Source organism: Seohaeicola sp. 4SK31, assembly GCF_028802875.1.
Classification (GTDB): Bacteria; Pseudomonadota; Alphaproteobacteria; order Rhodobacterales; family Rhodobacteraceae; genus Seohaeicola.
Window position 1 is genome coordinate 21,796 of sequence record NZ_JARAMP010000009.1, and the last position, 25,668, is coordinate 47,463.

Annotated in this window: 29 protein-coding genes and 1 tRNA gene; 18 read left to right on the forward strand and 12 right to left on the reverse strand. The window is 64.9% G+C overall.

Annotated features, from left to right (window positions below):
• Positions 1–85: 85 nt before the first annotated feature.
• The 4 genes from PVW27_RS09165 (at position 86) to ribD (ending at position 2,761) form a co-directional block, all read left to right on the forward strand.
• Positions 86–508 carry a hypothetical protein gene (locus PVW27_RS09165; protein WP_274557054.1) on the forward strand — a complete coding sequence of 141 codons (423 nt, stop codon included), beginning with the start codon at positions 86–88 and terminating at the stop codon, positions 506–508.
• A gap of 43 nt (positions 509–551) precedes the next feature.
• The gene (locus PVW27_RS09170; protein ID WP_274557055.1) at positions 552–986 is read left to right on the forward strand and encodes a hypothetical protein; all 435 of its coding nucleotides are present in this window, start codon (positions 552–554) and stop codon (positions 984–986) included.
• Positions 987–1,187: 201 nt separating this feature from the next.
• Positions 1,188–1,655 (forward strand): transcriptional regulator NrdR, encoded by a 468-nt coding sequence (nrdR, locus tag PVW27_RS09175; RefSeq protein WP_068286940.1) that lies wholly within the window; start codon positions 1,188–1,190, stop codon positions 1,653–1,655.
• 8 nt (positions 1,656–1,663) lie between these two features.
• A complete protein-coding gene (gene ribD, locus PVW27_RS09180) occupies positions 1,664–2,761 on the forward strand; it encodes a bifunctional diaminohydroxyphosphoribosylaminopyrimidine deaminase/5-amino-6-(5-phosphoribosylamino)uracil reductase RibD (protein ID WP_338019949.1) in 1,098 nt (365 codons plus the stop codon).
• A gap of 47 nt (positions 2,762–2,808) precedes the next feature.
• On the opposite strand, the gene PVW27_RS09185 is transcribed toward ribD, so the two are convergent.
• The 3 genes from PVW27_RS09185 to PVW27_RS09195 form a co-directional block, all read right to left on the reverse strand.
• The gene (locus PVW27_RS09185; RefSeq protein WP_274557060.1) at positions 2,809–4,860 is read right to left on the reverse strand and encodes a capsular polysaccharide biosynthesis protein; all 2,052 of its coding nucleotides are present in this window, start codon (positions 4,858–4,860) and stop codon (positions 2,809–2,811) included.
• Positions 4,861–4,866: 6 nt separating this feature from the next.
• Positions 4,867–6,003, reverse strand: a complete 1,137-nt coding sequence (locus PVW27_RS09190) for a polysaccharide biosynthesis/export family protein (RefSeq protein WP_274557062.1) — start codon at positions 6,001–6,003, stop codon at positions 4,867–4,869.
• Positions 6,004–6,146: 143 nt separating this feature from the next.
• Positions 6,147–7,472, reverse strand: a complete 1,326-nt coding sequence (locus tag PVW27_RS09195; protein ID WP_274557063.1) for a capsule biosynthesis protein — start codon at positions 7,470–7,472, stop codon at positions 6,147–6,149.
• Between the two features lie 200 nt (positions 7,473–7,672).
• Here PVW27_RS09195 and PVW27_RS09200 point away from each other — a divergent pair, with 200 nt between their 5' ends.
• The 6 genes from PVW27_RS09200 (at position 7,673) to PVW27_RS09225 (ending at position 12,861) form a co-directional block, all read left to right on the forward strand.
• On the forward strand, positions 7,673–8,272 hold the full coding sequence (locus tag PVW27_RS09200; RefSeq protein ID WP_274557066.1) for a riboflavin synthase: 600 nt from the start codon (positions 7,673–7,675) through the stop codon (positions 8,270–8,272).
• Between the two features lie 138 nt (positions 8,273–8,410).
• Entirely contained in the window at positions 8,411–9,397 is a 987-nt protein-coding gene (locus PVW27_RS09205) for an MBL fold metallo-hydrolase (protein ID WP_274557068.1), read from the forward strand.
• Between the two features lie 140 nt (positions 9,398–9,537).
• A complete protein-coding gene (ribB, locus tag PVW27_RS09210) occupies positions 9,538–10,674 on the forward strand; it encodes a 3,4-dihydroxy-2-butanone-4-phosphate synthase (RefSeq protein WP_274557070.1) in 1,137 nt (378 codons plus the stop codon).
• Between the two features lies 1 nt (position 10,675).
• Positions 10,676–11,227, forward strand: coding sequence for a 6,7-dimethyl-8-ribityllumazine synthase (locus tag PVW27_RS09215; RefSeq protein ID WP_274557072.1), 552 nt, complete (start codon positions 10,676–10,678; stop codon positions 11,225–11,227).
• Positions 11,224–11,715 (forward strand): transcription antitermination factor NusB, encoded by a 492-nt coding sequence (gene nusB, locus PVW27_RS09220; RefSeq protein ID WP_274557073.1) that lies wholly within the window; start codon positions 11,224–11,226, stop codon positions 11,713–11,715. Before PVW27_RS09215 ends, nusB begins: the two co-directional genes overlap by 4 nt.
• A 78-nt stretch (positions 11,716–11,793) precedes the next feature.
• The gene (locus PVW27_RS09225; RefSeq protein ID WP_274557075.1) at positions 11,794–12,861 is read left to right on the forward strand and encodes an NAD(P)H-dependent flavin oxidoreductase; all 1,068 of its coding nucleotides are present in this window, start codon (positions 11,794–11,796) and stop codon (positions 12,859–12,861) included.
• Between the two features lie 10 nt (positions 12,862–12,871).
• Here PVW27_RS09225 and PVW27_RS09230 read toward each other — a convergent pair whose 3' ends face one another.
• From PVW27_RS09230 to PVW27_RS09240, 3 genes are all read right to left on the reverse strand, one after another.
• Positions 12,872–13,267, reverse strand: a complete 396-nt coding sequence (locus tag PVW27_RS09230) for a RidA family protein (protein ID WP_274557076.1) — start codon at positions 13,265–13,267, stop codon at positions 12,872–12,874.
• 122 nt (positions 13,268–13,389) lie between these two features.
• Positions 13,390–14,088, reverse strand: a complete 699-nt coding sequence (locus PVW27_RS09235; protein WP_274557077.1) for an anti-sigma factor — start codon at positions 14,086–14,088, stop codon at positions 13,390–13,392.
• Positions 14,085–14,627 (reverse strand): sigma-70 family RNA polymerase sigma factor, encoded by a 543-nt coding sequence (locus tag PVW27_RS09240; RefSeq protein WP_274557078.1) that lies wholly within the window; start codon positions 14,625–14,627, stop codon positions 14,085–14,087. The genes PVW27_RS09235 and PVW27_RS09240 overlap by 4 nt, the downstream gene beginning before the upstream one ends.
• 234 nt (positions 14,628–14,861) lie before the next feature.
• Between PVW27_RS09240 and PVW27_RS09245 the strand changes: the two genes are divergently transcribed.
• Positions 14,862–15,191, forward strand: a complete 330-nt coding sequence (locus PVW27_RS09245) for a hypothetical protein (protein ID WP_274557080.1) — start codon at positions 14,862–14,864, stop codon at positions 15,189–15,191.
• A gap of 337 nt (positions 15,192–15,528) precedes the next feature.
• A complete protein-coding gene (locus tag PVW27_RS09250) occupies positions 15,529–15,984 on the forward strand; it encodes an MmcB family DNA repair protein (RefSeq protein WP_274557081.1) in 456 nt (151 codons plus the stop codon).
• Positions 15,985–15,996: 12 nt separating this feature from the next.
• Here the strand turns inward: PVW27_RS09250 and PVW27_RS09255 are convergent, their stop codons facing one another.
• Positions 15,997–16,185: a DUF6324 family protein gene (locus tag PVW27_RS09255; protein ID WP_274557083.1), complete on the reverse strand. Its 189-nt coding sequence runs from the start codon at positions 16,183–16,185 to the stop codon at positions 15,997–15,999.
• A gap of 79 nt (positions 16,186–16,264) precedes the next feature.
• Here PVW27_RS09255 and PVW27_RS09260 point away from each other — a divergent pair, with 79 nt between their 5' ends.
• Together PVW27_RS09260 and PVW27_RS09265 are read left to right on the forward strand one after the other, a co-directional pair.
• Positions 16,265–16,747: a GNAT family N-acetyltransferase gene (locus tag PVW27_RS09260; RefSeq protein ID WP_274557085.1), complete on the forward strand. Its 483-nt coding sequence runs from the start codon at positions 16,265–16,267 to the stop codon at positions 16,745–16,747.
• A 43-nt stretch (positions 16,748–16,790) separates the two neighbouring features.
• A tRNA-His gene (locus tag PVW27_RS09265) sits at positions 16,791–16,867 on the forward strand.
• Between the two features lie 23 nt (positions 16,868–16,890).
• Here PVW27_RS09265 and PVW27_RS09270 read toward each other — a convergent pair.
• A complete protein-coding gene (locus PVW27_RS09270; RefSeq protein WP_274557087.1) occupies positions 16,891–17,190 on the reverse strand; it encodes a DUF6476 family protein in 300 nt (99 codons plus the stop codon).
• On the opposite strand from PVW27_RS09270, the gene PVW27_RS09275 reads away from it, so the two are divergent.
• The 3 genes from PVW27_RS09275 to PVW27_RS09285 all read left to right on the forward strand — a co-directional run bounded on the left by PVW27_RS09275 (position 17,189) and on the right by PVW27_RS09285 (position 19,699).
• A complete protein-coding gene (locus PVW27_RS09275; RefSeq protein ID WP_274557089.1) occupies positions 17,189–18,214 on the forward strand; it encodes an RluA family pseudouridine synthase in 1,026 nt (341 codons plus the stop codon). The genes PVW27_RS09270 and PVW27_RS09275 overlap by 2 nt on opposite strands.
• A gap of 240 nt (positions 18,215–18,454) precedes the next feature.
• Positions 18,455–19,351 (forward strand): RNA polymerase sigma factor RpoH, encoded by an 897-nt coding sequence (gene rpoH, locus PVW27_RS09280; RefSeq protein WP_274557091.1) that lies wholly within the window; start codon positions 18,455–18,457, stop codon positions 19,349–19,351.
• Positions 19,352–19,429: 78 nt separating this feature from the next.
• Entirely contained in the window at positions 19,430–19,699 is a 270-nt protein-coding gene (locus tag PVW27_RS09285) for a DksA/TraR family C4-type zinc finger protein (RefSeq protein ID WP_274557093.1), read from the forward strand.
• Positions 19,700–19,743: 44 nt separating this feature from the next.
• On the opposite strand, the gene PVW27_RS09290 is transcribed toward PVW27_RS09285, so the two are convergent.
• The 4 genes from PVW27_RS09290 to PVW27_RS09305 form a co-directional block, all read right to left on the reverse strand.
• The gene (locus PVW27_RS09290) at positions 19,744–20,220 is read right to left on the reverse strand and encodes a GNAT family N-acetyltransferase (RefSeq protein ID WP_274557094.1); all 477 of its coding nucleotides are present in this window, start codon (positions 20,218–20,220) and stop codon (positions 19,744–19,746) included.
• The gene (locus tag PVW27_RS09295) at positions 20,217–22,037 is read right to left on the reverse strand and encodes a M3 family oligoendopeptidase (RefSeq protein ID WP_274557096.1); all 1,821 of its coding nucleotides are present in this window, start codon (positions 22,035–22,037) and stop codon (positions 20,217–20,219) included. The genes PVW27_RS09290 and PVW27_RS09295 overlap by 4 nt, the downstream gene beginning before the upstream one ends.
• A 64-nt stretch (positions 22,038–22,101) precedes the next feature.
• Complete coding sequence (locus tag PVW27_RS09300) at positions 22,102–23,691, reverse strand: ATP-dependent DNA ligase (RefSeq protein ID WP_274557098.1); 1,590 nt, start codon at positions 23,689–23,691, stop codon at positions 22,102–22,104.
• Positions 23,688–24,710, reverse strand: coding sequence for a ligase-associated DNA damage response exonuclease (locus PVW27_RS09305; RefSeq protein WP_274557100.1), 1,023 nt, complete (start codon positions 24,708–24,710; stop codon positions 23,688–23,690). The genes PVW27_RS09300 and PVW27_RS09305 overlap by 4 nt, the downstream gene beginning before the upstream one ends.
• A gap of 123 nt (positions 24,711–24,833) precedes the next feature.
• Between PVW27_RS09305 and PVW27_RS09310 the strand changes: the two genes are divergently transcribed.
• A complete protein-coding gene (locus PVW27_RS09310) occupies positions 24,834–25,664 on the forward strand; it encodes a fumarylacetoacetate hydrolase family protein (protein WP_274557102.1) in 831 nt (276 codons plus the stop codon).
• The last annotated feature ends 4 nt before the right edge of the window (positions 25,665–25,668 follow it).

Sequence of the window (25,668 nt, forward strand, 5' to 3'; positions counted from 1 at the left end):
CACGCATCTGTGTCGCTGCGGTGTTTTACTCACCACCCCCGATGCCCTACCATCGCCTTCAGGTTGATCACGCTGGAGACATCCGATGCCCCGTCTGTCCGCTCTGTCCCTTGCCCTCGTCGCGGCGCTCTCCGGCCCGGCAATGGCCTTCCAGCCGTTGATCCCGCTGGATGTCCGCCCCACCGGCACGCCCGGCACCTTCGAGGTGATCGAAAGCCGCGGCGCCGGCCCCTCGCATATCTGGTGCGTCGCCGCCGATCACGCGCGTCACAGCTTGAACGCGACCGGCACCCAGCGTCTGACCGTGGTCGCCCCGCTCGGTGCCAGCCAGACCAAACAGGGCAGCAAGGCCGTGACCTTCACCCTGACCCCGCCGGATGCGGCCACCACCAACAGCGTGACTCCCGGCATGCTGGGCGGTGCGCTGTTGTCGGTGCGCAGCGATGGCGCAACCATGAGCGTCATCCAGGCGCTGCAATATTGCTCTGATCACATCGAAATGCCCTGAAACCGCGATCGCTGCGGATCGCGCCCGGAAAGGACAGCATGACATGGCCCATCGCCCGATTGGAACAGCGCTCGCCATCCTGATCCTGATGGGGCTGCTCGCCCCGCAGCAGGCGCAGGCCTTTCGCCCGCAGTTTCCCCTGACCGTCATTCAGGCCCCCGACAGCCGCGAATTCGAAGTGCTCGAAGAACATGCCGCAGGTCCCCGCCAGATCTGGTGCGCCGCCGCCGAGCATGGACGCGACGTGCTGCGCCTGCCCACCGCCACCCGCCTTTACATCGCGCGCGGGCGCGGTCCCAGCCAACTGGCCCCCGGTCGCATCTCGGTCCGCTTCAGCCCGGACCCGGTCGAACCCATCGCGCCCAAGCAGGACAGCACCTATTCCGTGTCGCTGCGCGATGTCGGTTTCTCGCTCTCCATCGGCCACGCGCAATCCTATTGCGACGACCGGATCGAGGATCTTTTCGACCGGTTCTGACCGCTGGGCGCACTGGCATGAAAAGTCATTTCAATCAATATTTTATCCCGCCCTTTTGATGCTATGGCGAAAAGGCAACGCTTCATCTTGGGGCCAGATTTTCCCGCTACCCAAAACCTTGAGGCTGTCCTATAGTGCCTGTGGATAAGTGGGGGGCGAACCCCACAGTCAGAGGCAGAGACAAGATAAAGGGGGCCAGCCATGCGCTGTCCGTTTTGCGGAAATATCGACACCCAGGTGAAGGACTCGCGCCCGGCCGAAGATCACGTTTCGATCCGGCGGCGGCGGTTCTGCCCGGCCTGTGGCGGGCGCTTCACCACCTACGAGCGGGTGCAGCTGCGTGATCTGGTCGTCATCAAATCGAATGGACGGCGCGAGGAATTCGACCGCGACAAGCTGGAACGCTCGATCCGCATCTCGCTGCAAAAGCGGCCCGTCGAGCCCGAGCGGATGGACCAGATGGTCTCCGGCATCGTCCGGCGGCTGGAAAGCATGGGCGAGACGGATATCCCCTCCAAGGTGATCGGCGAGATCGTGATGGAGGCGCTAGCCCGTATCGACACCGTCGCCTATGTCCGTTTCGCCAGCGTCTACAAGAACTTCCAGGCTGCCGACGATTTCGACAAATTCGTCTCCGAGCTGCGTCCCGACACCGCCCCTGAAACGTGACGCGGGCCGTGCGCTGGTCCGACCAAACCTACATGGCGCTCGCCCTGTCACTGGGGCGGCGCGGCCAGGGTCAGACCTGGCCCAACCCCGCCGTGGGCTGCGTGATCGTCAGGGATGGCCGCATCATCGGGCGCGGTTGGACTGCCCCCGGTGGCCGGCCCCATGCCGAGCCGCAGGCGCTGGCCCGCGCCGGGGAGGCGGCGCGCGGGGCCACCGCCTATGTCAGCCTCGAGCCTTGTGCCCATCATGGCAAGACGCCCCCCTGCGCCGACACACTGATCAAGGCAGGCATCAGCCGCGTCGTCGCTCCCCTCCAGGACAGTGACCCGCGGGTGTCCGGGCGGGGCTTCGCCATGCTGCGCGCCGCCGGGGTCGAGGTCACCACAGGCGTGATGGCCGACCAGGCCGCCCGCGATCTGGCCGGGTTCTTCCTGCGCATCCGCGAGGGGCGGCCACGCGTGACGCTCAAGCTTGCCTCCAGTTTCGACGGGCGCATCGCGACCGCGACAGGCGACAGCCAGTGGATCACCGGGCCCGCGGCGCGCCGCGCGGTCCATGCGATGCGCGCGCGCCACGATGCGGTGATGGTGGGGGCGGGCACCGCGCGCGCCGATGATCCCACGCTGACCGTGCGCGGCCTTGGCATCACGCGCCAGCCGGTCCGCATCGTCGTGTCGCGCAGGCTCGATCTGCCGCTCAGCGGCAACCTTGCCCAATCCGCCGCCGATGTCCCGCTCTGGCTCTGCCACGGCCCCGACGCCGATCCCCGCCTGATCGAGGCGTGGTCTGGTCTTGGCGCGCGCCTCATCCCCTGCGCCACCACGGCCGGGCAGATCGACGCCTCCGCCCTTTTGCAGGAACTCGGACAGGCGGGTCTGACCTCGGTCTTCTGCGAAGGGGGCGGTGCGCTCGCGGCCTCGCTGCTCTCTGCCGGTTTTGTGGACGAGCTGATCGGCTTCACCGCAGGCGTGATGATCGGCGCCGAGGGTCAGCCCGCGCTGGGCGCGCTTGGCCTCTCGCATCTGGCAAGCGCCCCGCGCTTCGATCTGATCGAGAGCCGCGCCATCGGCCCCGACATCCTGCACCGCTGGGTGCCACAGGGCTGACGCGGCCTGCTTCTTCTTGCCTCAAATATCCAAGGACAACGCCCGCCTCAGCCGCGCCGCCACAAATGGGCGTGCCCCGCGAAAACTCCCTGCAGCTTCGCCAGCAGCCGGTTGGCCAGCCCACCGCGCGCCACCGCGCCTGCCGCCAATCGTTCCACCGCCACCTCGACCGGGCAGGGCAAGCCGCTCACCGGATCGCGATAGCGTGGATAGTCGATCAAGGCCGCATGAACCAATCCTTCAAGCGTCACATGCGCCTGCCGCCGGGGCAGGGCGGGACCACGATGATCGGTCAGCCCCCAACCGGCATAGAAGGGCGCGCCCAGAGTCACGACCTGCCGCCCCCGGATCAGTGCCTCGAACCCCAGAAGCGAGGTCATGGTCCACACTGCATCCACCTGTGACATCAACGCGGCAGGATCGGCGCCCGTCACCACCAGATCGGCGATCCCCTCGGCCTCCGGCAAGGCACCGGGCCGCAAGCCTGCCTCGACATCCGGGTGGGGTTTGTAGACCACAAACGCGTCCGGATTGCCCGCCCGCGCCGCCGCCAGAAGGGCTGCATTGGTCCGCACATCGCCTGCACCCAGACGGATCGAGGCGTCATCCTCCACCTGCCCCGGCACCAGCAGGACGCGCCGCCCTGCGGCCAGTGCCCGAAGGTCGGGCGCGTCCTGCCCCAGATTGTACTTGCTCAACCCGCGCGCCACCAGCGCCGCCATCAGCGCGCGCGCCCGCGCCGCCTGATCGGGCCGCAACGCGGCGCGCGCGGCGATCATCCGCTCCAATCGGCTATCCCGTGAAGGATCGTAATAGATGCCCAGATCGTCACAGACCAAGGACAGCGGCGGCACCAGATCCGCCCCAAGCCCGCGCGAGCGCAGAAAGCCATCCTCGACCCGCACCGCGCCATCAGGGGCCGTATCCGCCTTGGCCGCCCAGACCATCGCGCGCCGCCCGTCCCGCGCCGGGCCGTCGCGGAACCGCACCGGCGTCACCCCGCCGAAAAACCCGTTGATCGCTCCGCGCTTCCACAGCCGCATGCCGTTGGCCTGCCAGCCGTGGCGATCCTCGCGCCAGGCCCGCACCTGTGCCTCCAGCGCCGAGATCGCCTCATCCAGCGGACACAGACGGTCGCGGCAAGGGTCATACCAGACCGGATAGAGGATCATGGCGGCAGCGAACAATTGCGCCCGCGTCAGGCGGCGCTGGCGGCGGGTGACGGGGGTGAAATCTTCGCTCAACCCCCATCCGGCATAGAAGGGCTGGCCAAAGACATGCGGGCGATGCCCCGCCAGAATGGCCTCGAACCCCATTTGCGAGGAAACGGTATAGACCGCCACAGCGCCCTCCAACAGTGCGCGCGGGCTGACGGGGGCCGACAGCAGCGTGATATCCGCACCCGGTGCCAGCGCCAGCGTGTCGGCATCGAAATAGCCCGCACGGTGGCCTGCAACGGTTTCGGGATGTGTCTTGATCACGATCCGCGCGCCCGGATTATCCTGCGTGGCATGGAACAGCATTTCGCGGAAGGTGTTGCTATCCGCCCGTCCCTGCGTGACGGCGGCATCGCCCCGCGTCTGGTCGATGATCAGCACATAGCCCGGCGCGGGCAGGGGGGCCTGCGGATCATGGGCGTTGTACTTGCTCAGATCAGCCTCGGCCAGCCGCGCCATGGCCCCGCGCGCCGCATCCAGCAGGGCGGTGTCATCCAGCGGATGGGTGGCCAGCAGCACCTCAAGGTCCGAAGGCTGGGCGGGGTCGTAATGCATGCCCCGGCTGTCGATCACCAGTCCCAATGGCGGCTCTCCGTCCCGCCCCGGATGGACCGAGCGCAGAAAGGCATCCTCGATCCGCACCAGCGTCGCCCCGGTCTGCCGCGCCATCGCCTCGCCCCGCGCGGCATAGGGTGAATGGCCCCAGACCGCGATGCGATCCTGCGGACCCGGCACACCCAGGCGCAGCTCATGCCCCGCCAGGTCCAGAATGCGCCGGATGCGCGGCTGGGTCAGAAAACCGGCGTTGTAATAGAAAAGCCGCCGGGAGGTAGGTCCCCCGGCGGCGTCATGTCTGGCCGTTTCAGGCAGGCGGTCGGGCACGGTGGATCAAAGGCCCGCCGGTGCCGTCGTCAGCGTGTCCACGGCGGTCAGCGATCCTGTCAGCGCGGAAATCGCGCGGCTCCACTGGGTGAACGGTGCCTCGGTCACATAAAGCGTGTCGCCATCGCGCACCGAGAAATCCCGTGCCATGAACAGCGCATTGGGCTGCGTCAGGTCCAGCACATAGACCATGCGCTGCTCGCCCTGCAGATCGTTGCGCCCCAGCACCGCATTGGCGATGTCGGCCGGCTCATTGCGCAGGATGAACACACCCGTCGGGTCTGCTGTGCTGCTCATCAGACCACCGACCTGCGCCAGCGCCTCGACCCCGGACAGGGTCTGGCTTTCAAAGGGCACGCGCGACTGCGATCCGGTCGCACCAAGGGCGGTGAAGGAACGTGTATCGCCTTCCACAAGGATACGGTCGCCACCGCGCAGGGCGATGTCATAGCGCGGATGGCGGAACAGGTCCTGGAACCAGACCTTGCCGGTATGGCCGCCCCGGATCACCGTGACCTGCGCGATCTCGGGCTCGATGGTGACACCTCCTGCCTGAGCCAGCATGGCCGACAGGGTGCGGGTCGGACGCTCGATCGGATAGACGCCCTGACCGCCGATGGCCCCCACCAGGGACACGGTCGCCCCGTCACCGGCCAGACGGCGCACCTGCACCTGCGGGTCCGGGGTCTGGTCTTTCAGACGTTCGGTGATGATCCGGCGCAGCGCCTCGGGCGTGTTTCCAGATGCCTTCACCCGGCCGGCATAGGGCACGAAGATGAACCCCGCACCATCAACCTGGACCTCTTCCAGGACGGTCGAATTCGCCCCCGAACTGGCCAGCAGACCATCATCCACGTTTTCCCAGATCGTCAGGCCAAGCGTGTCACCGGACGAGATCGTATCCGACCCGACCACGCCCGCATTGATGAAAGCGTCGGAAAAGCCAAGCGCGGGGACCACGGCGGTGGCGCGGGTCACCCGGTCATTGACCGTCACGATGAAGGCGTCGCCTTCCTTCTGGACCGAGCCCGCGAAGATCTCGCGCTTGTTGGGCCCCACACGGGGCAGACCGCAGGACGCCACAAGCGACACAACGACAACAAGGGCGACACACTTCGCCCAGGGATTTGCTAGGGGTTTCACTGCCCGGTCTCCTCGACCTGTTTTTTTACTGCCTCAGGAACACATTTTTTGTTGTCCAACGGCGGTTTGTCCGCCGAAGTTTGTGCATTATGTCGAGGTTAGCGCGAAGTGCCCCGTAAATCCAGCGTTTCGACGCAAGCCTGTCAGGTCACCACCCGCAACTGTTGCCGTGGTGCCGCGGTGCCCGAGCGCAGCGCATCATAGGGATCCTCATGCGCCAACAGCATATCGACCACCTGCCGCAGCAATTGCCGCCGTCCGCGGCTGGCATAGAAACCGCCCGGAACCTGGCTGGTTTCCAGCAGATAGCGGCGATAATCCTGATAGGCGCGGCGGTCAGGGCGGGTTGCCCCGGCAAAGAACTCGGGCAGCGGCTGCGATGACACGAACTCGGGTTTGGCGTAAACCGCCTGCCCGAAAACCTTGAGCGGAATTCCGCGCCAGAGCACCTGCTGCGCCGCCGTCGAATTGACCGTAACGGCGGTGCGGGCGGCATGCAGCAGTTGCGCCAGCTTGCCGCCACTGACGAAATGCACCCGCTTTGCGACACCTGCCTCACCGGCGATGCGCCGGACCTCCCGCGCCAGCGGCACGCGCCCATCTTCCAGAGGATGGGCCTTGATGACCAGCCGGTGATGGGCGGGCGCGCCCTGGGCAAAGCCACGGATCACCACTTCCAGAAACTCGGTCATGCTGGAGAAGGGCGAGTGTTTGCGGAAGCTGGCGTCATGTTCCAGTTGCAGCAGCACCAAATGATAGGGAAAGCCGCCATGCCGGATGCGCCACTGTGCCACGCGCCGCTCGACCGTGCGCCAGGGCAGGGCGATCAGGCGGCGCAGATACAACATGAATTCCTGCCGCACCCCCAGATCCCGATGCGGCCGGAAGTTGCGATACTGTCCATTCAGGAACATCACGAACCAATGATAGAGCGCGCCATAAAAGACATGCTGGCGCATCTCGCCCCAGCGGGCAGGCGGCTCGGGTGCGTCCATGTCCGACGTGGCCAGCGCCGCGCGCATCTCGGCCACAGAGGTCTGCATCAGCCGCGAATGACCATTCGACCCGCCGCGCTCATAGGTGACCCAATAGGGGCGGATATAGCCTTCCTCGAACACATGCACCCGCAGTCCCGCAGCGCGGGCGGCGTCAATCGCCTCGGCGTGGATCTGGCGCGTATCGCCATAGAGCACCAGATCAGTGGCGCCTTTCTCGGCGATCAACGCCCTGACGCGGGCGGGCCAGTCCTCGGGGCGGTCACGGAAGGGGATATAGCTGCGGCTGTCGAACCAGAAGGCCCGGTCGCCTGCGTTGAAGCCCACACGCCAGACGGTGGAGCCCGCCTCGCGCAACATGCGCGCCAAGGCATGAAAGAACGGCCCGTGGGGCCCTTGAAGAAACAGGAAAACACGATCACCAGGCGGGGGCGAAGGGTTTGCACTCATATCCGTTACAACCAGTTTTACCATTACAGCGTCCCTCTACCTATCCTGCCGTCGCGGCAAAATTATGGCTGTCTCGCGGGGCATCTTGTCTCCGGGGCGGGCAGGGGCTAGGTCTGCTGTCACGCAACAGGAACACTGCGGGACGGCCAAAGGTCAAGCCTGCCGTGATCCGGCGCAAGTCAGGCAGAATGCGCCACAGCGCGGCGCAACGAAGGGAAACCGCCATGTTCACAGGCATCATCACCGATATCGGCACCCTGCGGATGGTCGAACAGCGCGGCGACCTGCGCGCGCGCATCGGCACCGGTTACCGGGTTGACGGGATTGATCTGGGCGCCTCCATCGCCTGCGACGGCGTCTGCCTGACGGTGGTGGCCAAGGGGACGGATGATCAGGGCGGCTGGTTCGACGTGGATATCTCGGCCGAAACCGTCTCCAAGACCAACCTGTCCGGCTGGACCCCCGGCAAACGCGTCAATCTGGAACGCGCGCTGAAAGTGGGCGACGAGTTGGGCGGGCATATCGTGTCAGGCCATGTGGACGGGCTGGCCGAAGTGGTGGCGATCCGTGACGACGGGGACAGCACCCGCGTCACCCTGCGCGCGCCCAGGGCGCTGGCGCGCTTCATCGCGCCCAAGGGATCTGTCGCGCTCAACGGCACCTCGCTGACGGTGAACGAGGTCGAGGATTGCGATTTCGGCATCAATTTCATCCCCCACACCAAGCAGATGACCACATGGGGCGATGTGGCGCTGGGCGATAGCGTCAACCTCGAGATCGACACGCTGGCCCGCTATGTGGCGCGGCTGGCCGAGATGTCCTGACCCGGCGCGCCCGGTCGCGGCGGCGATGCCTCCGGCGGGGATATTTGCGGCAAGAAGAAGCCACAGATCATATTCACAAAACCGGTTGCGTTGACCGGACGCGTCACTATCCTGCCCGGCAACATGGGAGGACCCGACATGACCGTTTTCAAACCAAGCCGCCGTGAGATGATGAAACTGGCCGCGATGGCCCCGGCCTTCGCGCTGCCCGCCTTGGGCGCGGCCACAGGGGCGCGCGCGCAACTGGGCGCGCCCGCTGGCGCCAATGCCACGCATTTCCGCTTCACTTTGGGCGAGGCGCGGCTGACCATCCTGTCGGACGGCTATTTCTCGATCCCGCCCACCGGGCTGGGGGTGAACGCCGATCCCGCCGAGGTGAGCGCCTTTCTGGAACGTCACTACCTGCCTACGGATGAAAGCTATTCCCACACCAACCACCTGCTGATCGAGACAGGCGAGGCCGTTGTGCTGGTCGATGTGGGATCGGGCAGCCGCTTCATGCCCACGACAGGCCGCCTGATCGCCAACATGCAAGCCGCCGGGATCGACCCCGCCAGCGTAACCCATGTGGTGATCACCCATGCCCATCCGGATCACATCTGGGGCATCCGCGACGATTTCGACGAACCGCTGTTCCCCGATGCCGAATACATCATCGGTGCAGCGGAACATGCCCATTGGCTGCAGGACGATCTGGTCAACAAGGTGGCGCCCGAGGATCAGCAATTCGTGCTGGGCGCGGTGAACTCCCTGACGCTGGACGGGGTGGAGTGGCGCCTGCTGGAGGATGGTGACGAGGTCACGCCGGGTGTGCGGATGATCGCCACGCCGGGCCACACGCCGGGGCATATGAGCGTGATGCTGGACAGTGGCGGCAAGCAGGTGATCGCGCTGGGCGATGCGATGAGCCATGCCTATACCAACTTCACCCATCCCGAATGGTTCAACGGCTTTGACGCCGATGGCGAACAGACCGTCGCCACAAGGATGCGCCTGCTGGATATGGCCGCGACCGACCGGATCGCCATTCTGGGCTATCATTTCCCCTTTCCGGGCGTGGGCCACGTCCTGCGCGAAGGCGACAGCTGGCGCTTCCTGCCCGCGCTCTGGCAGTTTGAGGGCTGAACGACCCGGACGGATTGACCACGCGGGGCGCGCGGGCTGTGCGCCCCTGCACGGCCCCCGCGCCCTTGTGTCGCCGCGTTGCCTCTGGCCAAGACGGGCGCGCTGCGCTATCTGGCGGGGCAACAGGAAAAGGACATCCCATGGCTGACAGCGCCCCTTTCGAGACACCCGGCCCGGTCGAGGAAAACTGGCGCGACGCGATCAGTTCCATCGAGGATATCATCGAGGATGCCCGCAACGGGCGCATGTTCATCCTTGTCGATCACGAGGACCGCGAGAACGAGGGCGATCTGGTCATCCCCGCGCAGATGGCCACGCCCGAAGCCGTGAACTTCATGGCCACCCATGGGCGCGGGCTGATCTGCCTGACCCTGACCGGTGCCCGCGTCGATGCGCTGGGCCTGCCGCTGATGGCCTCCTACAACTCGTCGCGCCACGAGACCGCCTTTACCGTGTCGATCGAGGCGCGCGAGGGCGTCAGCACCGGCATCTCCGCCCATGACCGCGCGCGCACCATCGCCGTGGCCATCGACGCAGGGAAAACCGCCGCCGATATCGCCACGCCGGGGCATGTCTTTCCGCTGCGCGCCCGCGATGGCGGCGTGCTGGTCCGCGCGGGCCATACCGAAGCCGCCGTGGATGTGGCGCGTCTGGCGGGGCTCAACCCCTCGGGCGTGATCTGCGAGATCATGAACGAGGACGGCTCGATGGCGCGCCTGCCTGATCTGGTGGGTTTCGCGCAGAAACACGGGCTGAAGATCGGCACGATCAGCGATCTGATCGCCTATCGCCGCCGCCATGACAATCTGGTCAAGGTCCGGTCGGAAGAGGTGATCCAGTCCGAATTCGGCGGCGACTGGACGCTGCGGATCTATACGGATGAAACCCAGGGTGCCGAGCATATCGTGCTGATCAAGGGCGACATTACTGGCGAGGCGCCGGTTCTGGTGCGGATGCATGCGCTGGACCCGCTCAAGGACATGGTCGGCATGGGCCCCAAGGGGCGCGCCTTCGAGTTCACCAATTCCATGCAGACCATCGCCGCCGAGGGGCGCGGTGTTCTGGTCCTTCTGCGCGACACCCATATGAAGCTGGCGACCGGGGCCGAGGTCAGCCCCCAGACCCTGCGTCAATACGGGCTTGGTGCGCAGATCCTCTCCTCCTTGGGCCTGTCCAGACTGGAACTTCTGACCAACTCTCCCACGCCCCGGATCGTCGGGCTTGAGGCTTACGGTCTGGAAATCACCGGCACCCGCAAGATCACGGAAGGGCACTGATATGGCCGGACATGAGACGCATTACACCCTGCCGCGCGCCGCATTCGACAAGCCGGTCAAGATCCTGATCGTCGTCGCCCCCTATTACAAGGACATCGCCGACAACCTCGTGGCCGGTGCCAAGGCCGAGATCGAGGCCGCAGGCGGCACATGGGATCTGGTCGAGGTGCCCGGCGCGCTGGAACTGCCCACCGCCATCGGCATCGCGGAACGCCTGAGCAATTTCGACGGCTATGTGGCCTTGGGCTGCGTGATCCGGGGGGAAACCACCCATTACGACACGGTCTGCAATGACAGCAGCCGCGCGATCAGCCTGTTGGGGCTTCAGGGCCTGTGCATCGGCAACGGCATCCTGACGGTCGAGAACCGCCCGCAGGCCGAAGTGCGCGCCGATCCCGCCGGTCAGAACAAGGGCGGCGGCGCCGCCGCTGCGGCCTTGCATCTGGTGGCGCTCGCCCGTAAGTGGGGCACGGCCAGCAAAGGGGTCGGGTTCAAACCCGCCTCGGATGATTACCGTCTGGCCGGTTCCACCAAAGGCACACCCTCCGCATGATCGACGACACCGCCAAACCCCGGACCCTTTCGGGCAACGAGAAACGCAAGATGCGCTCGGCCTCGCGGCTCTATGCCGTGCAGGCGCTGTTCCAGATGGAACATTCCGCCCAGACGGTCGAGGTGGTGCGGCGCGAATTCCTCGACCACCGTTTCGGCGCCACCTATGAAGGCGAGGAAATGGTCGATGGCGATATCGACCTGTTCCGCAAGATCCTTGAGGATGCGGTGAACTGGCAGGCCAAGATCGACCAGATGACCGACCGCGCGCTGGTGGCGAAATGGCCAATCGCCCGCATCGACCCGGTCCTGCGCGCCCTGTTCCGCGCGGCCGGGGCCGAAATGGTGCAAAGCGACACGCCCCCCCGCGTGATCATCACCGAATATGTGGACGTGGCCCGCGCCTTCTTTCCGGAAACGAAAGAACCCAGCTTCGTCAATGCCGTGCTGGACCACATGGCCCGCGAGGCGCGCCCCGAGGCGTTCTGACCCGATCCCTGCGGGTCTTTCCCTTGTCCATGTAATCCGTCAGGATGCAGCAAGAGCGGCAACGGGAAGGGCGCGCGGATGTGGGCGGATGACAAACTCCTGACCAGGCTGGGCATCGCCCTGCCGATCCTGCAAGCGCCGATGGCCGGGGCCGGGGATCACCGTCTGGCCGTGGCCGTGGCGCAGGCCGGTGGGCTGGGGGCCTTGCCCTGCGCCATGCTGACGCCCGACCGCATCCGCGAAGAGGTCGCCGCCTTCCGCGCCCGGATCGACGCGCCCTTGAACCTGAATTTCTTCTGCCACACGGCACCCGTGCCCGATCCCGCCGGTCTGGCCGCATGGCAGGCACGGCTTGCGCCCTATTACCGCGAGATGGGGCTTGATCCCGCCCTCCCTGTGCCGCCCACCAGCCGCGCCCCCTTTGACGCCACGCTCTGCGGGCTGGTCGAAGAGCTGCGCCCCGAAGTGGTCAGCTTCCATTTCGGCCTGCCCATGCCTGACCTGCTGGAGAGGGTCAAGGCGACAGGCGCCTGTGTCCTCTCCTCCGCCACCACCGTGTCCGAGGCGCGCTGGCTTGCGGCGCGCGGCGTTGACGCCATCATCGCGCAGGGGCTTGAGGCGGGTGGCCATCGCGGCATGTTCCTGACCGACGATACGGCCACCCAGATCGGCACGCTGTCGCTTGTGCCACAGATAGTGGATGCGGTGCGCTGCCCGATCATTGCGGCGGGCGGCATAGGCGACTGGCGCGGCATTGCGGCGGCAGCCATGCTGGGGGCCTCCGCCGTGCAGATCGGCACTGCCTATCTCTTCTGCCCCGAGGCGACGATCAGCCCGCCTCACCGCAAGGCGCTGTCCGAGGATGCGGCGCAGGACACCGCGCTTACCAATATCTTCACCGGTCGCCCGGCGCGCAGCGTGGTCAACCGCGTGATGCGCGATCTGGCCTATCTCTCGCCCACAGCCCCCGCCTTTCCCTTGGCCGGTGGCGCGCTGGCCCCGCTGCGCGCCGCGACGGAACCGCAGGGATCGGGCGACTTCATGCCGCTCTGGTCGGGGCAATCCGCCGGGTTGTGCCAGCCGATGGCGGCGGCTGAACTGACCCGACACCTTGCAGAAGGGGCAGCGGCACTTCTGGCGCGCTGAACCGCCCCGTTCAGGGGCGCCGCGCCACCAGATCGATCTCGACCAAGGCCCCCACCGCCAGCGCGGTCACCCCTATACAGGTGCGCGCGGGCAGCTTGCCCTCCGCGAAATAGGATCTGTAGACCGCATTCATCGGCGCATAGTCGCGCTCGAATTGTGTCAGATAGACCCGCGCCTGCACCACATGGGCCAGCCCAAGCCCCAGGCCCTCCAGCACCAGCACCAGATTGTCCATCACGCGGGCCGTCTGCGCCTCGACCCCGTCGGGCAGGGGGCGGTCCGGCTCGCCCGGCCATGTGGGCATCTGCCCGGTCAGAAAGACCCAGCCGTCGATCTCGGTGGCATGGGAAAAGGTCGCCACGGGCTGCGGCGCGGCGTCGATCATATGGAACATGGGCAAAGGCATGGCGGATCCTCCTGTCAGGGCAACCCTGCCACAAGGACCGCGCGGGGCCTTGGCGTCAATGGGGCAGGTGGCTGCTCTACCCCGCCACCCCGCACCATGCCGCAAAAAGCGGCAACACGCCCTTACAGCGCGTTCACCTGTCCGACCGCCAGCACCGCTCCGGTCGGCAAGCCGGTGGGCGACCCGCCCGGCGGCTCGTCCGATACCGCCAGCACCAGATCAGCCACCCCGGCGCGCAGCGCATCGGGCAGGATCACGGCCGTCGTCGCGTCCGACGGCAGCACGCCCAGCGACACGGGGGGCGCATCCCCGGCAATCGCCCAGAGTTGCAACACCCGACCCTCCGCCGCATCTCCCGCCGTGCGGGTCACGCGCAACTCGGCCGCCGCGCTGTCATAGACCGCCAGCAGACGCAGGCTCTGATCCTCGGCCGCGATCTCACTGACAAAGAGCGGCGCGCGGGCGGGGCCTTCGGGCAGTTGCAGCGATTGCACCGCAAGGAAACCCGCCACCGCCAACGAGGCGAGGCTCACCGCCTGCCACAGCCCCGCCCGCTGCCAGAATGGCGCGCGCTGCGGCAGACCGAACAACCTGCGTTCCAGATCGACCTTCACGGCGGCTCGGGGCGTCGCCTCGACCACCTCCGCATCCAGACCGGACAGCCGTGCGGTCCATGCCGCCACCGCCGCGGCCAAAGCGGGCTCGCGCGCCAGACGCGCGGCCACGCGCGCCTCTTCTGCCGGGTCAAGCAGACGCAGCACATATTCCGCCGCCAGCAGGCTGTCATCCTCGCGCGGGGTGTCGGGGGTCACTTCGCTCATCGCGCCATGCACTCCTGCAAGGATTGCAGACTGCGCCGCAGCCATGTCCGCATCGTGTTCAGCGGCACGTTGAACCGCGCGGCCAGATCGGCATAGCTCTGCCCCTCCAGATAGGCCCCGCGCACGGCGGCCCCGCGATCCTGTTCCAGCTCGTCCAGACAGGCGGCGATGCGCCGCGCCTCGCCGGCCGCAACCGCGCTTTGCTCGGGGTTGGGGCCGGGGGCGGTCAGATGTTCGGCCACATGGTCCAGATCGACTGTGGCGCGGGTCTGGCGCAGCCGGTCGATGGCGGTGTTGCGGGCGATCGTGATCATCCAGGTCATGGGACTCATTCCATTCGCGCTATACCGTCCGGCATGGCGCCATATCTTCATATAGGCATCCTGCACGGCATCCTCCGCGCTGGCCCTGTCATTCAAGACACGCAGGACCACACCAAAGAGTTTCGCGCTCGTATTGTCATAAAGCTTTGAAAAGGCCGCTCTGTCGCCCAAGGCCACGCGGGCGATCAGGTCCTCGATATCATGTGCCGTGGCCATCTCGCGCGCTTTCACCCGTTGGATCTGTCGTGAACGATTCTATCGCAGACGGGTCGGATCACAAGGCGGAAGGGCGATTATTTCGCGCCGATGCCCCATGACACGCCCGTGAAGGTGCAGAAGATCTGGCAAAGAGGGTGATTTTCAGGCGGTGAACGGCCTGCTATCCAGATGCCCCCTTGTGAGAGCGACAATTCGGGTTACATTCAAGAACAGCGGAACAGCGAGGTCATCATGCCCAAACTCATACGCCTTTACATCACCCAGGCCGCCATCGGCTTCGGCCTTGCAGGCGTCTTCGTCGGCATGCTGCTGTGGTTCAACATCGCGAATCTGTGGCATCTGGTCACCCATTCCGACATGGGCTTTCTGGCGGTTCTCGTGCTTTGGGTCTCGAATGGCGTGGTCTTCGGCGGTGTCCAATTCGCGATCTCGGTGATGCGGATCAAGGACGATGACGACGATGAACCGCGCGGCGGTCCCCGTCGTCCGATCCATGTGGATACGTCCCGCATGATCCCCGTGCGTGTCGCCGCCAAGGCTGGGCGCGGCCCGCGCCGCTGATCCTGTCGGATATCCTGCGATGAAGGGGCCTTCCGGCCCCTTTTTTCATCTCCCGCAGAGGGTCCGAAAAAAAACGGTAACAGTCTGTATCAGTGCAGGAAAGTGGCGGGCCCGCAGCGGCCGTGTGGTTGACGCATTCCCGAGAGCCTGTGTGTACAGGTGGGCGTCAGGTAATCAGACCAGGGTCAGATCAGAGCCAACTCCCTCGGAAGTGTTTAAGGCCACTGGAATGTAACCGTTCACGTGAAGAGCAGCACCCGCCACAGCAACAGTTAGGCACTCTGCCCCCCTTCGGCAAGGGGTTGCAAATGTTCCTGTTCTGTTCAAATCTGGCGGCATGAGCGATCCGATCCCCTCACTGACCCAGCACGGCCGCCTTCTGGCCCGTGGTGTCGCCCGTCATCTGCTGGGCCATGGCATCGTCACGCTCGAGGAATTCGTGCCCGCACGCGGTCTGCGCGTCGATCTGATCGGCCTGACCCCGACGGGCGAGATCTGGGTGGTCGAATGCAAATCCTGCCGCGCCGACTTCATGGGGGATGCGAAATGGCGGGGCTATCTGGAGTGGTGTGACCGTTTTTTCTGGGCGGTGGATGCGGATTTCCCCGTGGACCTGCTGCCCGATGATAGCGGGTTGATCCTGTCCGATCCCTATGACGCCGAAATCATCCGCATGGCCCCTGACACTCCGCTGGCCCCGGCGCGGCGGCGCAAGCTGACGCAGATGTTCGCGCGCCACGCGGCGCAACGCCTGCACCTGCTGCGCGATCCCGATGCCCGAGGGGCGTTCTAGGCCGGATACGGCCTACTTCTTGACCAGACGCGCGGCGGCAGCGGCGGCCATGATCTCTTCCGCGATCTCTTCGGCCTCTTCGGGATCGAAATCCATCGGCACCTCGATGCCCTGCGATTCCACGAAGATCCGCACCATGCCCAATTCGGTCGGGCCGATCTGAAGGTTCGCCTCGATATCGCGTTCGCTGTTGATGCCCATGATCCGGTCTCCGCTGATTGGCCAATCTGCTATCGGTTTCACCCTTGATTGGCAAGCGCGGGCAGGCTCATATCGCCCCATGCGTGATGCCGTCTTCCGCCTCTTCACACCCTCTGACGCGCCATGGCTGGCCGCGCGCCACGGCGCGCTCTATGCCGAATATGACGGGTTTGACGAAACCTTCGGCCCGCTGGTCGCCGGAATCCTTGCCGATTTCATCGCGGATCACGATCCCACGCGCGAGGCGGGCTGGATCGCCGAGGTTGAGGGCCGCCCCATGGGCAGCATCTTCTGCGTGCAACTGGACGACCAAACCGCCAAGCTGCGCCTCTTTTTGCTGGAACCGCAGATGCGCGGGCAGGGGCTGGGCCAGCGGATGCTGACCCATTGCATGGATTTCGCCCGCGCCGCCGGATATCGGCGCATGGAACTGTGGACCCATGAAAGCCACAAGGCCGCCTGCGCGCTCTATGCCGCCAATGGCTGGCGGCTGACCGCATCGAAACCGGTGCATTCCTTCGGCCGCGATCTGGTCGAGCAAAGCTGGAAAATTGATCTCTGACGGGCTTGCAATCATCGGGGCTTGGGGGTAAATCCCCCGCAGTGCCGCCTTAGCTCAGTTGGTTAGAGCGCTTGATTGTGGATCAAGAGGTCCCCCGTTCGAGCCGGGGAGGTGGTACCATCCTTCCCCTGACAACAGATAACCTATTCCGCCTGAACGGTAATCTCCTGCCGCAATGCGCCATCCGCACGATCATAGATCAGGATGCGGTCATCGGTCGTCACAACCGCATACCAGTTCGGCGTCGCCGTGAACGCCTGTGCCCGCGTTCCATCGGGCAGCGTGATCACTTCGGGCAAAGGGGCAGGGGCGGTCGGGAAGCGGGTGACAAACAGCACGATCAGCACTAGAAGCCCCGCAACCATCGTGGCGGTCAGTCCCGTCACCAACAGCCGCAGAAACCGCAGATTGCCCGGCTCGGGCAGATTGGATTGATCATTCATGGCTCAGGATCGCCTTTCTGTCCGGATCAGTGACGACCCGCCGCCCCGCCTTGATAAGGCGCTTTCACGTGATGTGCCAGATGATGCAAGCCTCTCGCGCACCCGTCTGACACGGCTGATCGCCGATGGTCATGTCATGCTCAATGGGCAGGTCGCAACCGACCCCAAAGCCCGCGTGGCAGCCGGAGATCTGGTCGAAATCACCGTGCCTCTGGCCGAGGACAGCCATATCGGCCCCGAATCCATCCCCCTGTCCGTGGTGTTCGAAGATGACGACCTGATCGTGATCGACAAACCCGCCGGGATGGTGGTGCATCCCGCGCCCGGCTCGCCCTCGGGCACGCTGGTCAATGCGCTTCTGGCCCATTGCGGCGATGATCTGTCGGGCGTGGGCGGCATGAAACGCCCCGGCATCGTGCACCGGATCGACAAGGACACGTCGGGCCTGCTGGTGGTGGCCAAGACCGACCGCGCCCATCACGGCCTCGCCGCCCAATTCGAGAAACATACAGTCGAGCGTTATTACAAGGCCGTGGTCTATGGCGTGCCCGATGCCAATGATCCGCGCCTGCGTGGCGTGCGCGGCGTCAGTTTCGAGCCGGGCAATATCCTCAAGGTCACCACCCAACTGGCCCGCCACAAAACCGACCGGCAGCGGCAGGCGGTGCTCTTTCAGGGTGGTCGCCACGCCGTCACACGGGCCCGCATCGTTGACAGTTTCGGGACCCCGCCCGTGGTCTCGCTGGTGGAATGCTGGCTGGAAACCGGACGCACCCATCAGATCCGCGTCCATATGGCCCATGCCGGTCACGCGCTGGTGGGCGACCCGACCTATGGCGGGCGGCGCAAACTGGCGCGCGGGGCGATCAGCGACATGGCCGACGCGGCCGTGCGTGATTTTCCGCGACAGGCGCTACACGCACAAGTTCTGGGCTTCATTCACCCTGTCAGCGGTGAATCATTGCGCTTTGAGGCCGATGTTCCGCAAGATATGACGGCCTTGATTGCGCTGCTTCAGGGCTGAACCCACCCGCAACAGAACCGTTCAGGGCCAGATCCTGCGAAAAACCTGCTCAAGCACGGAACACAGGCGTGCACATCGACGTTACATTTCATGACACAGGCTGTCCGTAGCGACGGATAATCGGATATGGTTCGTTAAACATTTCGCTTCACAAGGCTTGAAAGCCCCCGGAGCGCAGCATAAATGCGATGTTAATCCCCTTAACTTAACGGGGACCCCAAGTGGAAAGGGACGGAGTCAATGAGCAACTATGCAAATCTTCCGGCACCGACGCCCGAAGGCGGTCTGAACCGCTATATGCAGGAGATCCGGAAGTTCCCGCTTCTGGAGCCGGAAGAGGAATATATGCTGGCCAAGCGCTGGGTCGAAGAGCAGGACACAGAGGCCGCGCACCGGATGGTGACAAGCCACCTGCGTCTGGCCGCCAAGATCGCGATGGGCTATCGCGGCTATGGCCTGCCGCAGGCCGAGGTGATCTCCGAGGCGAATGTCGGCCTGATGCAGGCGGTCAAGCGGTTCGACCCTGAAAAGGGCTTCCGCCTTGCGACCTATGCAATGTGGTGGATCCGCGCCTCGATCCAGGAATATATCCTGCGCTCGTGGTCTCTTGTGAAGCTGGGCACGACCTCGGCGCAGAAGAAACTGTTCTTTAACCTGCGCAAGGCCAAGGCCAAGATCGGCGCATTGGAAGAAGGCGACCTGCGTCCCGAGAACGTCAAGCAGATCGCGACGGATCTGGGCGTCACCGAGGATGAGGTGATCAGCATGAACCGCCGCCTCTCAGGTGGCGATGCCTCGCTGAATGCCACCATCGGCTCCGAGGGCGAAGGGTCCATGCAATGGCAGGACTGGCTTGAGGATGAAGATGCGGATCAGGCCACCGATTATGCCGAACGGGACGAGATGGAAGCCCGCCGCGCCCTTCTGGTGCAGGCGATGGATGTGCTGAACGAACGCGAACGGGACATCCTGACCCAGCGCCGTCTGGCCGAAGAGACTGTCACGCTCGAGGATCTGAGCGCGCAATACGACGTCAGCCGCGAACGAATCCGCCAGATCGAGGTGCGGGCGTTCGAGAAGCTGCAAAAGCGGATGCGCGAACTGGCCATGGCCAAGGGTATGCTGGAAACAGCCTGATCAATTCAAGGCTTGAAACCGGCGGCACCGGCCTTCTAGGCTGGTGCCGTTTTGCGTGATGCAGGAAAGGACCGGATCATGGCAGGCGGATGGGCGCGCGACGGCGCGGTAAACGAACAGATCGAAGCCTCGATTCAGGACGAACTCGCATGCCTGAAAGCCCGCCGCGCGCCGGTGGGCGAAAGCCTCACCCATTGCGCCGATTGCGAGGAACCCATCCCCGAGGCACGGCGCGCCGCGATTCCGGGCGTCAAACTCTGCATCGACTGCCAGCAGGAACGCCAAAGTGCCCAAGCGCAGCGCGGCGGCATCAACCGGCGTGGGTCAAAAGACAGCCAGTTGAAGTAGGGGGCGAGCGCCCCTGAGTATTTGCGGAACGATCAAGGGCGCGGTCAGCTTTCCAGCGACAACCGCATGATATGCTGCGGCCCCGCGCCGCCGTGGGGCCAGATCGCACCCGTATCCTGAAACCCGCCCTTTCGGTAACTGGCGATAGCCGCAGGGTTTTGCAGGTTCACGGTCAGCCAAAGGCGGCGCGCCTGTGGATATAGACCGCGCAGATAGGCGGGCAGGGCACGCATTGCCGCCGTGCCGATCCCCTGTCCCTGCCGCGCCGCATCCACGATCACCGCGCGCAATCCCAGATCGCCCGCTTCGGCAAAGCCATGGAGTGCGGGATAGGTCCGGTCGATCTTGAAAAAACCGACCGGCTGACCTTCGACCAGCATCGCATGGAAATCGACGCCCTCCTGCGGGGCATCGAAAGCCTCGGCTACCGTCCCGGCAAAGCGCCGCTGGTCCGGATGCACCGTCAGATGCGCCACACGGTCACGGTCGGCAAGGCTGAGGGGGCCGAGCGTGACGCTCACCCCTCCATCGCCTCCAGCTCATCAATCATGCCCTCGATCATCGACAGACCCTTGTCCCAGAAGGCCGGGTCCGACGCATCAAGGCCGAAGGGGGCCAGCAACTCCTTGTGATGCTTGGACCCGCCCGCCTTGAGCATGTCGAAATACTTGTCCTGAAAGCCATCCGGGTTCTCCTCATAAACCGCATAAAGCGCGTTCACGAGGCCGTCGCCAAAGGCATAGGCATAGACATAGAAGGGCGAATGGACGAAATGCGGGATATAGGCCCAGAAGGTTTCATAGCCATCCATGAAGTCAAACGCCGGCCCAAGGCTTTCGGCTTGCACGCTCATCCACAGATCGTTGATGTCATCGGGCGTCAACTCCCCGCCACGCCGCGCCGCGTGCAGCTTGCATTCGAAATCATAAAACGCGATCTGCCGCACGACCGTGTTGATCATGTCCTCGACCTTGCCCGCCAGCAGGGTCTTGCGCTCGTTCTGCGTCTTGGCCCCCTCCAGCATCTTGCGGAAGGTCAGCATCTCGCCGAACACGCTTGCCGTTTCGGCCAGCGTCAGCGGGGTCGATGATAGCATCTCGCCCTGACCCGCCGCCAGCACCTGATGCACGCCATGGCCCAGTTCATGCGCCAACGTCATCACATCGCGTGGTTTGCCCAGGTAGTTCAGCATCACGTAAGGATGCACCTCGGTCACGGTCGGATGGGCAAAGGCCCCCGGCGCCTTGCCCGGCTTCACACCCGCATCGATCCAGCCCTTGTCAAAGAACGGCGCGGCCAGATCGGCCATGCGCGGATCAAAGCCCGCATAGGCGTCCATCACCATGCCGCGCGCCGTGGGCCAGTCCACGGTCTTGGGCGGGTCCAGCGGCAAAGGCGCGTTGCGATCCCAGACCTGCATCCGGTCCAGCCCCAGCCATTTGCGCTTCAATTCATAATACCGATGGCTCAGGCGTGGATAGGCGGCCACCACCGCATTGCGCAGCGCCTCGACCACTTCGGGTTCAACATCGTTGCTCAGATGCCGTCCGGTCTGCGGCGTAGGCATGCCGCGCCAGCGATCCAGCACTTCCTTTTCCTTGGCCTGCGTATTGTGCACGCGGGCGAAGGTCTTGATATTCATGCCAAAGACACGCGCCAATTCCTGCGCCGCAGCCTCGCGCCTTGCGCGGTCATGATCGGTCAGCAGGTTCAGCGTGCCTTCGATGTTCAGCGGCTCGCCATCCACCTCGAAGCCAAGCCCCGCGATGGTCTCGTCAAACAGCCGCTCCCATGCGTCGCCCACAACGCCCAGATCGTGCAGGAACTTCTCCAGCTCATCCGACAGCTGATAGGGTTTCATGGCGCGGATGCGGTCGAACACCGGCTTGTAGCGCGCCAATTCCGCATTGGCCGCGAACAGCGCCGCCACATGGTCATCCTCCAGCCGGTTCAGTTCCAGCGTGAAGAACACCAAAGGCGTGGTGAAATTGGTGATCTTTTCCTGACAATCCGACATGAACTTGGCGCGGGTGGCGTCAATCGTCATCTGGTAATAGCGCAGGCCCGCAAAGGACATGATCCGCCCCGCCACGCTTGAGATCCGCTCGTTGCGCAGCACGCAATCCAGCATCCCCTTGGCATCCAGCGTGGCCAGTTTGCCCTCGTAATCCGCCGCGAAACTGGCGCAGGCCTGCTCCAGCCAGTCCAGATCACGCTTCAATTCCGGCGCGTCCTCGGAGGTGTAAAGATCCGACAGATCCCATTCCGGCAGATCACCCAGATCCTTGGCTCCACGGCCGGCATTGGCGTCACGAACGGGGAATTTCAGCTGGAACATGGGATCACCTTGGCTATTGCGTTGCCCCAGACATAGGGGCTTGCCCCCGGTGCCTCAAGCGCGATCAGCCATATTGCGCCAGAAGGGCCTTGAGGTGATCCAAGGTATCGGCCTGATCCACCGTCTTGTCCTGCCGCCAGCGCAGCATGCGCGGAAAGCGCAGCGCAATACCCGATTTGTGGCGCGGACTCTCCTGTATCCCTTCAAAGGCGATCTCGAACACATGATGCGGCGTCACCTGCCGCACCGGGCCGAAGCGTTGCAGGGTATTGCGCCGCACCCATTGCGTGATCTGGCCGAATTCCGCATCGGTCAGCCCGGAATAGGCCTTGGTGAAGGGCACCAGTTCGTTGCCCTGCCAGACGGCAAAGGTGAAATCGGTGAACAGGTTCGCGCGCCGCCCGTGGCCGGCTTGGGCATAGATCATCACCGCATCGATGGTCAGCGGGTCCAGCTTCCATTTCCACCAATCCCCGCGCTTGCGCCCCACGTGATAGGGGCTGGAAAGACGCTTGATCATCAGCCCTTCGGCCTTCATCTGCCGCGCTTTCCCTCGTGCGGCACCCAAGTCCTCCCAGTCGAGCGCCAAGATAAGGGGCGAGGCCTGCACGGGTGCATCCTGCGGCACAGCGGCCAAAATCCGGTCCAGCAGCGCCCGCCGCTCGGATAGCGGCGTGGCCCGCAGGTCCGCACCCCCCGCTTCCAGCAGGTCATAGGCCAGCAGGATCACCGGCGCCTCGGCCAGCAGCTTTTTCGGCACCACCTTGCGCGTAATGCGTTTTTGCAAGGCGGCAAAGGGCAGGGGGGCCGCACCATCCCAAGCCACCAATTCCCCGTCCAGCACGGTCCCATCCGGCAGATCGGCGGCCAGTCGCGCAAGTTCGGGGAAACGGTCGGTCATCAACTCCTCCCCGCGCGACCAGACATGAAGCGCACCGCCCCGCACGATCACCTGTGCGCGGATCCCGTCCCATTTCCATTCCGCCAGCCAGTCGGCGGCAGGGCCAAGGGCTGCCAGATCCTCGACCCCATACGCCAGACAAAACGGATAGGGGCGCGACAGATCCGCCGCCGCATTCTCCGCCTCGATCAGGGCGGTGAAACTGGTGGTATCAGGCGACCACTCCCCCATGAGGCGATGCGCCAGTTCCGCCTCGTCCCGCCCCGTGGCCTGCGCCAGGGCACGGGTCATCAGCTTCTGGCTGACCCCCATGCGAAAGCCACCCGTCAAAAGCTTGTTGAAGACCAGCCTCTCAGTCGTGTCCAGCCGGTCCCATGCCGCAAGAACCGCGACGCGGCGGGCCTCATCGTCTGAGTCAATCAATCCCCGCAAGAGGTTGATCCAATGAGACAAATCATCATCCGATGCGCTCTGCGCGGGCGGCAGGACAAGGGCAATCGTCTCGGCCAGATCGCCCACCACGGCATAGGACTCCTCGAACAGCCAGAGCGGTATTCCCGCCGCTTCGGCCGCCCAATCGCGCAGCCGCGTGGTGGTGACCGCCCGTTTCGGGCGACGGCCCGAAAAGATCGCGATGGTCCAAAGCTTGTCGGGGTCAGGCGCGCTGCTGAAATAGTCCGCCAGCGCCGCCACCTTTTCGCTGGTCCGTGTCGTTTGGTCGATCACCGTGAACAGCGCCGCGAAACGTTTCATGCCGCGTCCCCTGTCTCCTCGGCCTCCGCCCCATCCTCGCCACCATATTCCGTGGCCAGAACATGCGCGTCATGGCCCTGATCCCGCAGATATCGCGTGAAGATATCCGTGTAACCATGAGTCAGATACAGCTTTTCCGCCCCCGTCGCCTTGATCGCACCCAGCAGCCCATCCCAATCCGCATGGTCCGAGATGACGAACCCCCGGTCCGCCGCCCGCCTGCGCCGCACGCCGCGCATCTGCATCCAACCGCTGGCATAGCCGGTGGACAGCGCCCCAAAGCGCCGCGCCCAAGGGCTGCCCAGAACCGCAGGCGGGGCCACGATCAACGCGCCGGGATGCGCCTTGCGGTCAAGGTCCGGCGTGATCCTGATCGTGTCGGGCAGCGGCACGCCCTGCGCCCGCAGCACCGCATTCGTGTTCTCCACCGCCGCATGGGTCAGGATCGGGCCGATCGCGGGATCAAGCAGATGCAGCAACCTCTGCGCCTTGCCCAAGGAATAGGCCGCAAGCAAACTGACCCGCCCCTCGGCCATATTCCTCGCCCACCAGCGGTTGATCTGATCCGCCACAACCGCCTGTCTTTGCCAATGAAAAACCGGTAATCCAAAGGTGCATTCCGAAATGAACGTGTGGCACCGCAGGGGCTCAAACGCCTCGGACAGCCCGTCATCCTCGACCTTGTAATCGCCCGACACGACCCAGATCTCGCCGCCCACCGCGACCCGGATCTGCGCCGATCCCGGCACATGGCCTGCGGGATGAAAACTCACCTCCGCATCGCCAATCCGCCGCATCTCGCCATAGCGAACCGTCTCACACACAATATCCCCCAGACGGTGCCGCATCACCGGCATGCAGCCATCCGTGCAAAGATAGTGCCGATGCCCAGGCCTTGCATGATCCGCATGCCCATGGGTGATCAGCGCCCGATCGACAGGCCGCCAGGGATCAATGAAGAAATCCCCCGCCGCGCAGTAAAGCCCGCGATCCGTCATTGTCAGCACCGCTTGCGCCATCACTCACCCCTTTGCGTCACCCCAAGGGTAGGGCGCAGCCCCCGCCCAGACCAGCCCAAACCCGGCTTGCACATCGCGCCGTGCTGGCTAAGGTTCCCGCCAAACCCAAGGGAGGACATGAAGATGCGTTTCGTCAGATACGGAGAGATGGGGGCCGAGAAGCCCGGTGTGCTGGATGCCCAAGGCCGCATCCGCGATTTGTCGGGCGTGATCCCCGATCTGACCGGCCCCGTCATCGCCGATCTGCCCCGCGTCGATCCCGAATCCCTGCCCCTCGTGCCCGGCAATCCCCGCCTCGGAGCACCCGTGGGGCAGGTGGGCAAGTTCATCGGCATCGGCCTGAACTATGCCGACCACGCCGCCGAGGCCGGGATGGAACCCCCCGCCATGCCCATCGTCTTCATGAAGGCCACATCCTCGATCTGCGGGCCGAACGATCCGGTCTATCTGCCGCGCGGATCGCAAAAAGGCGATTGGGAGGTAGAACTGGGCGTCATCATCGGCAAACGCGCCAAATACGTGACCGAGGCCGAGGCCCTGAACCATGTCGCAGGCTACTGCATCGTCAATGACGTGTCCGAGCGTGCCTTTCAAATGGAGCGTGTGGGCCAATGGACCAAGGGCAAAAGCGCCGACACCTTCGGCCCCATCGGCCCCTGGCTGGTGACGCCGGACGAGGCGGGCGACCCCCAGACCCTCGACCTGACGCTGGATCTCAACGGCAAGCGCGTGCAGACCGGCAATACCGCCACCATGATCTTCACCGTCGCCCAGATCATCGCGCATCTGAGCGAGATGATGACCCTGCATCCCGGCGACGTCATCGCCACAGGCACACCGCCGGGCGTGGGCATGGGCATGAAACCCCAGCGTTTCCTGCGCGCTGGCGATGTGATGGAGCTTGGCATCGCCGGGCTTGGCCAGCAGCGTCAGGATGTCCGGCAGGACGCCTGACCTC

Excerpts from the sequence above, each read along its gene's own strand:
- PVW27_RS09215 (WP_274557072.1), top strand. The coding sequence starts at position 10,676 with ATGGCCGGACATGAGACGCATTACACCCTGCCGCGCGCCGCATTCGAC.
- PVW27_RS09200 (WP_274557066.1), top strand. The coding sequence starts at position 7,673 with ATGTTCACAGGCATCATCACCGATATCGGCACCCTGCGGATGGTCGAA.
- PVW27_RS09255 (WP_274557083.1), bottom strand. The coding sequence starts at position 16,185 with ATGGGCATCAACAGCGAACGCGATATCGAGGCGAACCTTCAGATCGGC.
- PVW27_RS09205 (WP_274557068.1), top strand. The coding sequence starts at position 8,411 with ATGACCGTTTTCAAACCAAGCCGCCGTGAGATGATGAAACTGGCCGCG.
- PVW27_RS09260 (WP_274557085.1), top strand. The coding sequence starts at position 16,265 with ATGCGTGATGCCGTCTTCCGCCTCTTCACACCCTCTGACGCGCCATGG.
- PVW27_RS09195 (WP_274557063.1), bottom strand. The coding sequence starts at position 7,472 with ATGGTAAAACTGGTTGTAACGGATATGAGTGCAAACCCTTCGCCCCCG.
- PVW27_RS09275 (WP_274557089.1), top strand. The coding sequence starts at position 17,189 with ATGGCTCAGGATCGCCTTTCTGTCCGGATCAGTGACGACCCGCCGCCC.
- PVW27_RS09240 (WP_274557078.1), bottom strand. The coding sequence starts at position 14,627 with ATGGCCACGGCACATGATATCGAGGACCTGATCGCCCGCGTGGCCTTG.
- PVW27_RS09310 (WP_274557102.1), top strand. The coding sequence starts at position 24,834 with ATGCGTTTCGTCAGATACGGAGAGATGGGGGCCGAGAAGCCCGGTGTG.
- PVW27_RS09270 (WP_274557087.1), bottom strand. The coding sequence starts at position 17,190 with ATGAATGATCAATCCAATCTGCCCGAGCCGGGCAATCTGCGGTTTCTG.
- PVW27_RS09295 (WP_274557096.1), bottom strand. The coding sequence starts at position 22,037 with ATGTTCCAGCTGAAATTCCCCGTTCGTGACGCCAATGCCGGCCGTGGA.
- PVW27_RS09285 (WP_274557093.1), top strand. The coding sequence starts at position 19,430 with ATGGCAGGCGGATGGGCGCGCGACGGCGCGGTAAACGAACAGATCGAA.
- PVW27_RS09305 (WP_274557100.1), bottom strand. The coding sequence starts at position 24,710 with ATGGCGCAAGCGGTGCTGACAATGACGGATCGCGGGCTTTACTGCGCG.
- PVW27_RS09235 (WP_274557077.1), bottom strand. The coding sequence starts at position 14,088 with ATGAGCGAAGTGACCCCCGACACCCCGCGCGAGGATGACAGCCTGCTG.
- PVW27_RS09230 (WP_274557076.1), bottom strand. The coding sequence starts at position 13,267 with ATGCCTTTGCCCATGTTCCATATGATCGACGCCGCGCCGCAGCCCGTG.
- ribB (WP_274557070.1), top strand. The coding sequence starts at position 9,538 with ATGGCTGACAGCGCCCCTTTCGAGACACCCGGCCCGGTCGAGGAAAAC.
- PVW27_RS09250 (WP_274557081.1), top strand. The coding sequence starts at position 15,529 with ATGAGCGATCCGATCCCCTCACTGACCCAGCACGGCCGCCTTCTGGCC.
- nrdR (WP_068286940.1), top strand. The coding sequence starts at position 1,188 with ATGCGCTGTCCGTTTTGCGGAAATATCGACACCCAGGTGAAGGACTCG.
- nusB (WP_274557073.1), top strand. The coding sequence starts at position 11,224 with ATGATCGACGACACCGCCAAACCCCGGACCCTTTCGGGCAACGAGAAA.
- rpoH (WP_274557091.1), top strand. The coding sequence starts at position 18,455 with ATGAGCAACTATGCAAATCTTCCGGCACCGACGCCCGAAGGCGGTCTG.
- PVW27_RS09165 (WP_274557054.1), top strand. The coding sequence starts at position 86 with ATGCCCCGTCTGTCCGCTCTGTCCCTTGCCCTCGTCGCGGCGCTCTCC.
- PVW27_RS09300 (WP_274557098.1), bottom strand. The coding sequence starts at position 23,691 with ATGAAACGTTTCGCGGCGCTGTTCACGGTGATCGACCAAACGACACGG.
- PVW27_RS09170 (WP_274557055.1), top strand. The coding sequence starts at position 552 with ATGGCCCATCGCCCGATTGGAACAGCGCTCGCCATCCTGATCCTGATG.
- PVW27_RS09245 (WP_274557080.1), top strand. The coding sequence starts at position 14,862 with ATGCCCAAACTCATACGCCTTTACATCACCCAGGCCGCCATCGGCTTC.
- PVW27_RS09225 (WP_274557075.1), top strand. The coding sequence starts at position 11,794 with ATGTGGGCGGATGACAAACTCCTGACCAGGCTGGGCATCGCCCTGCCG.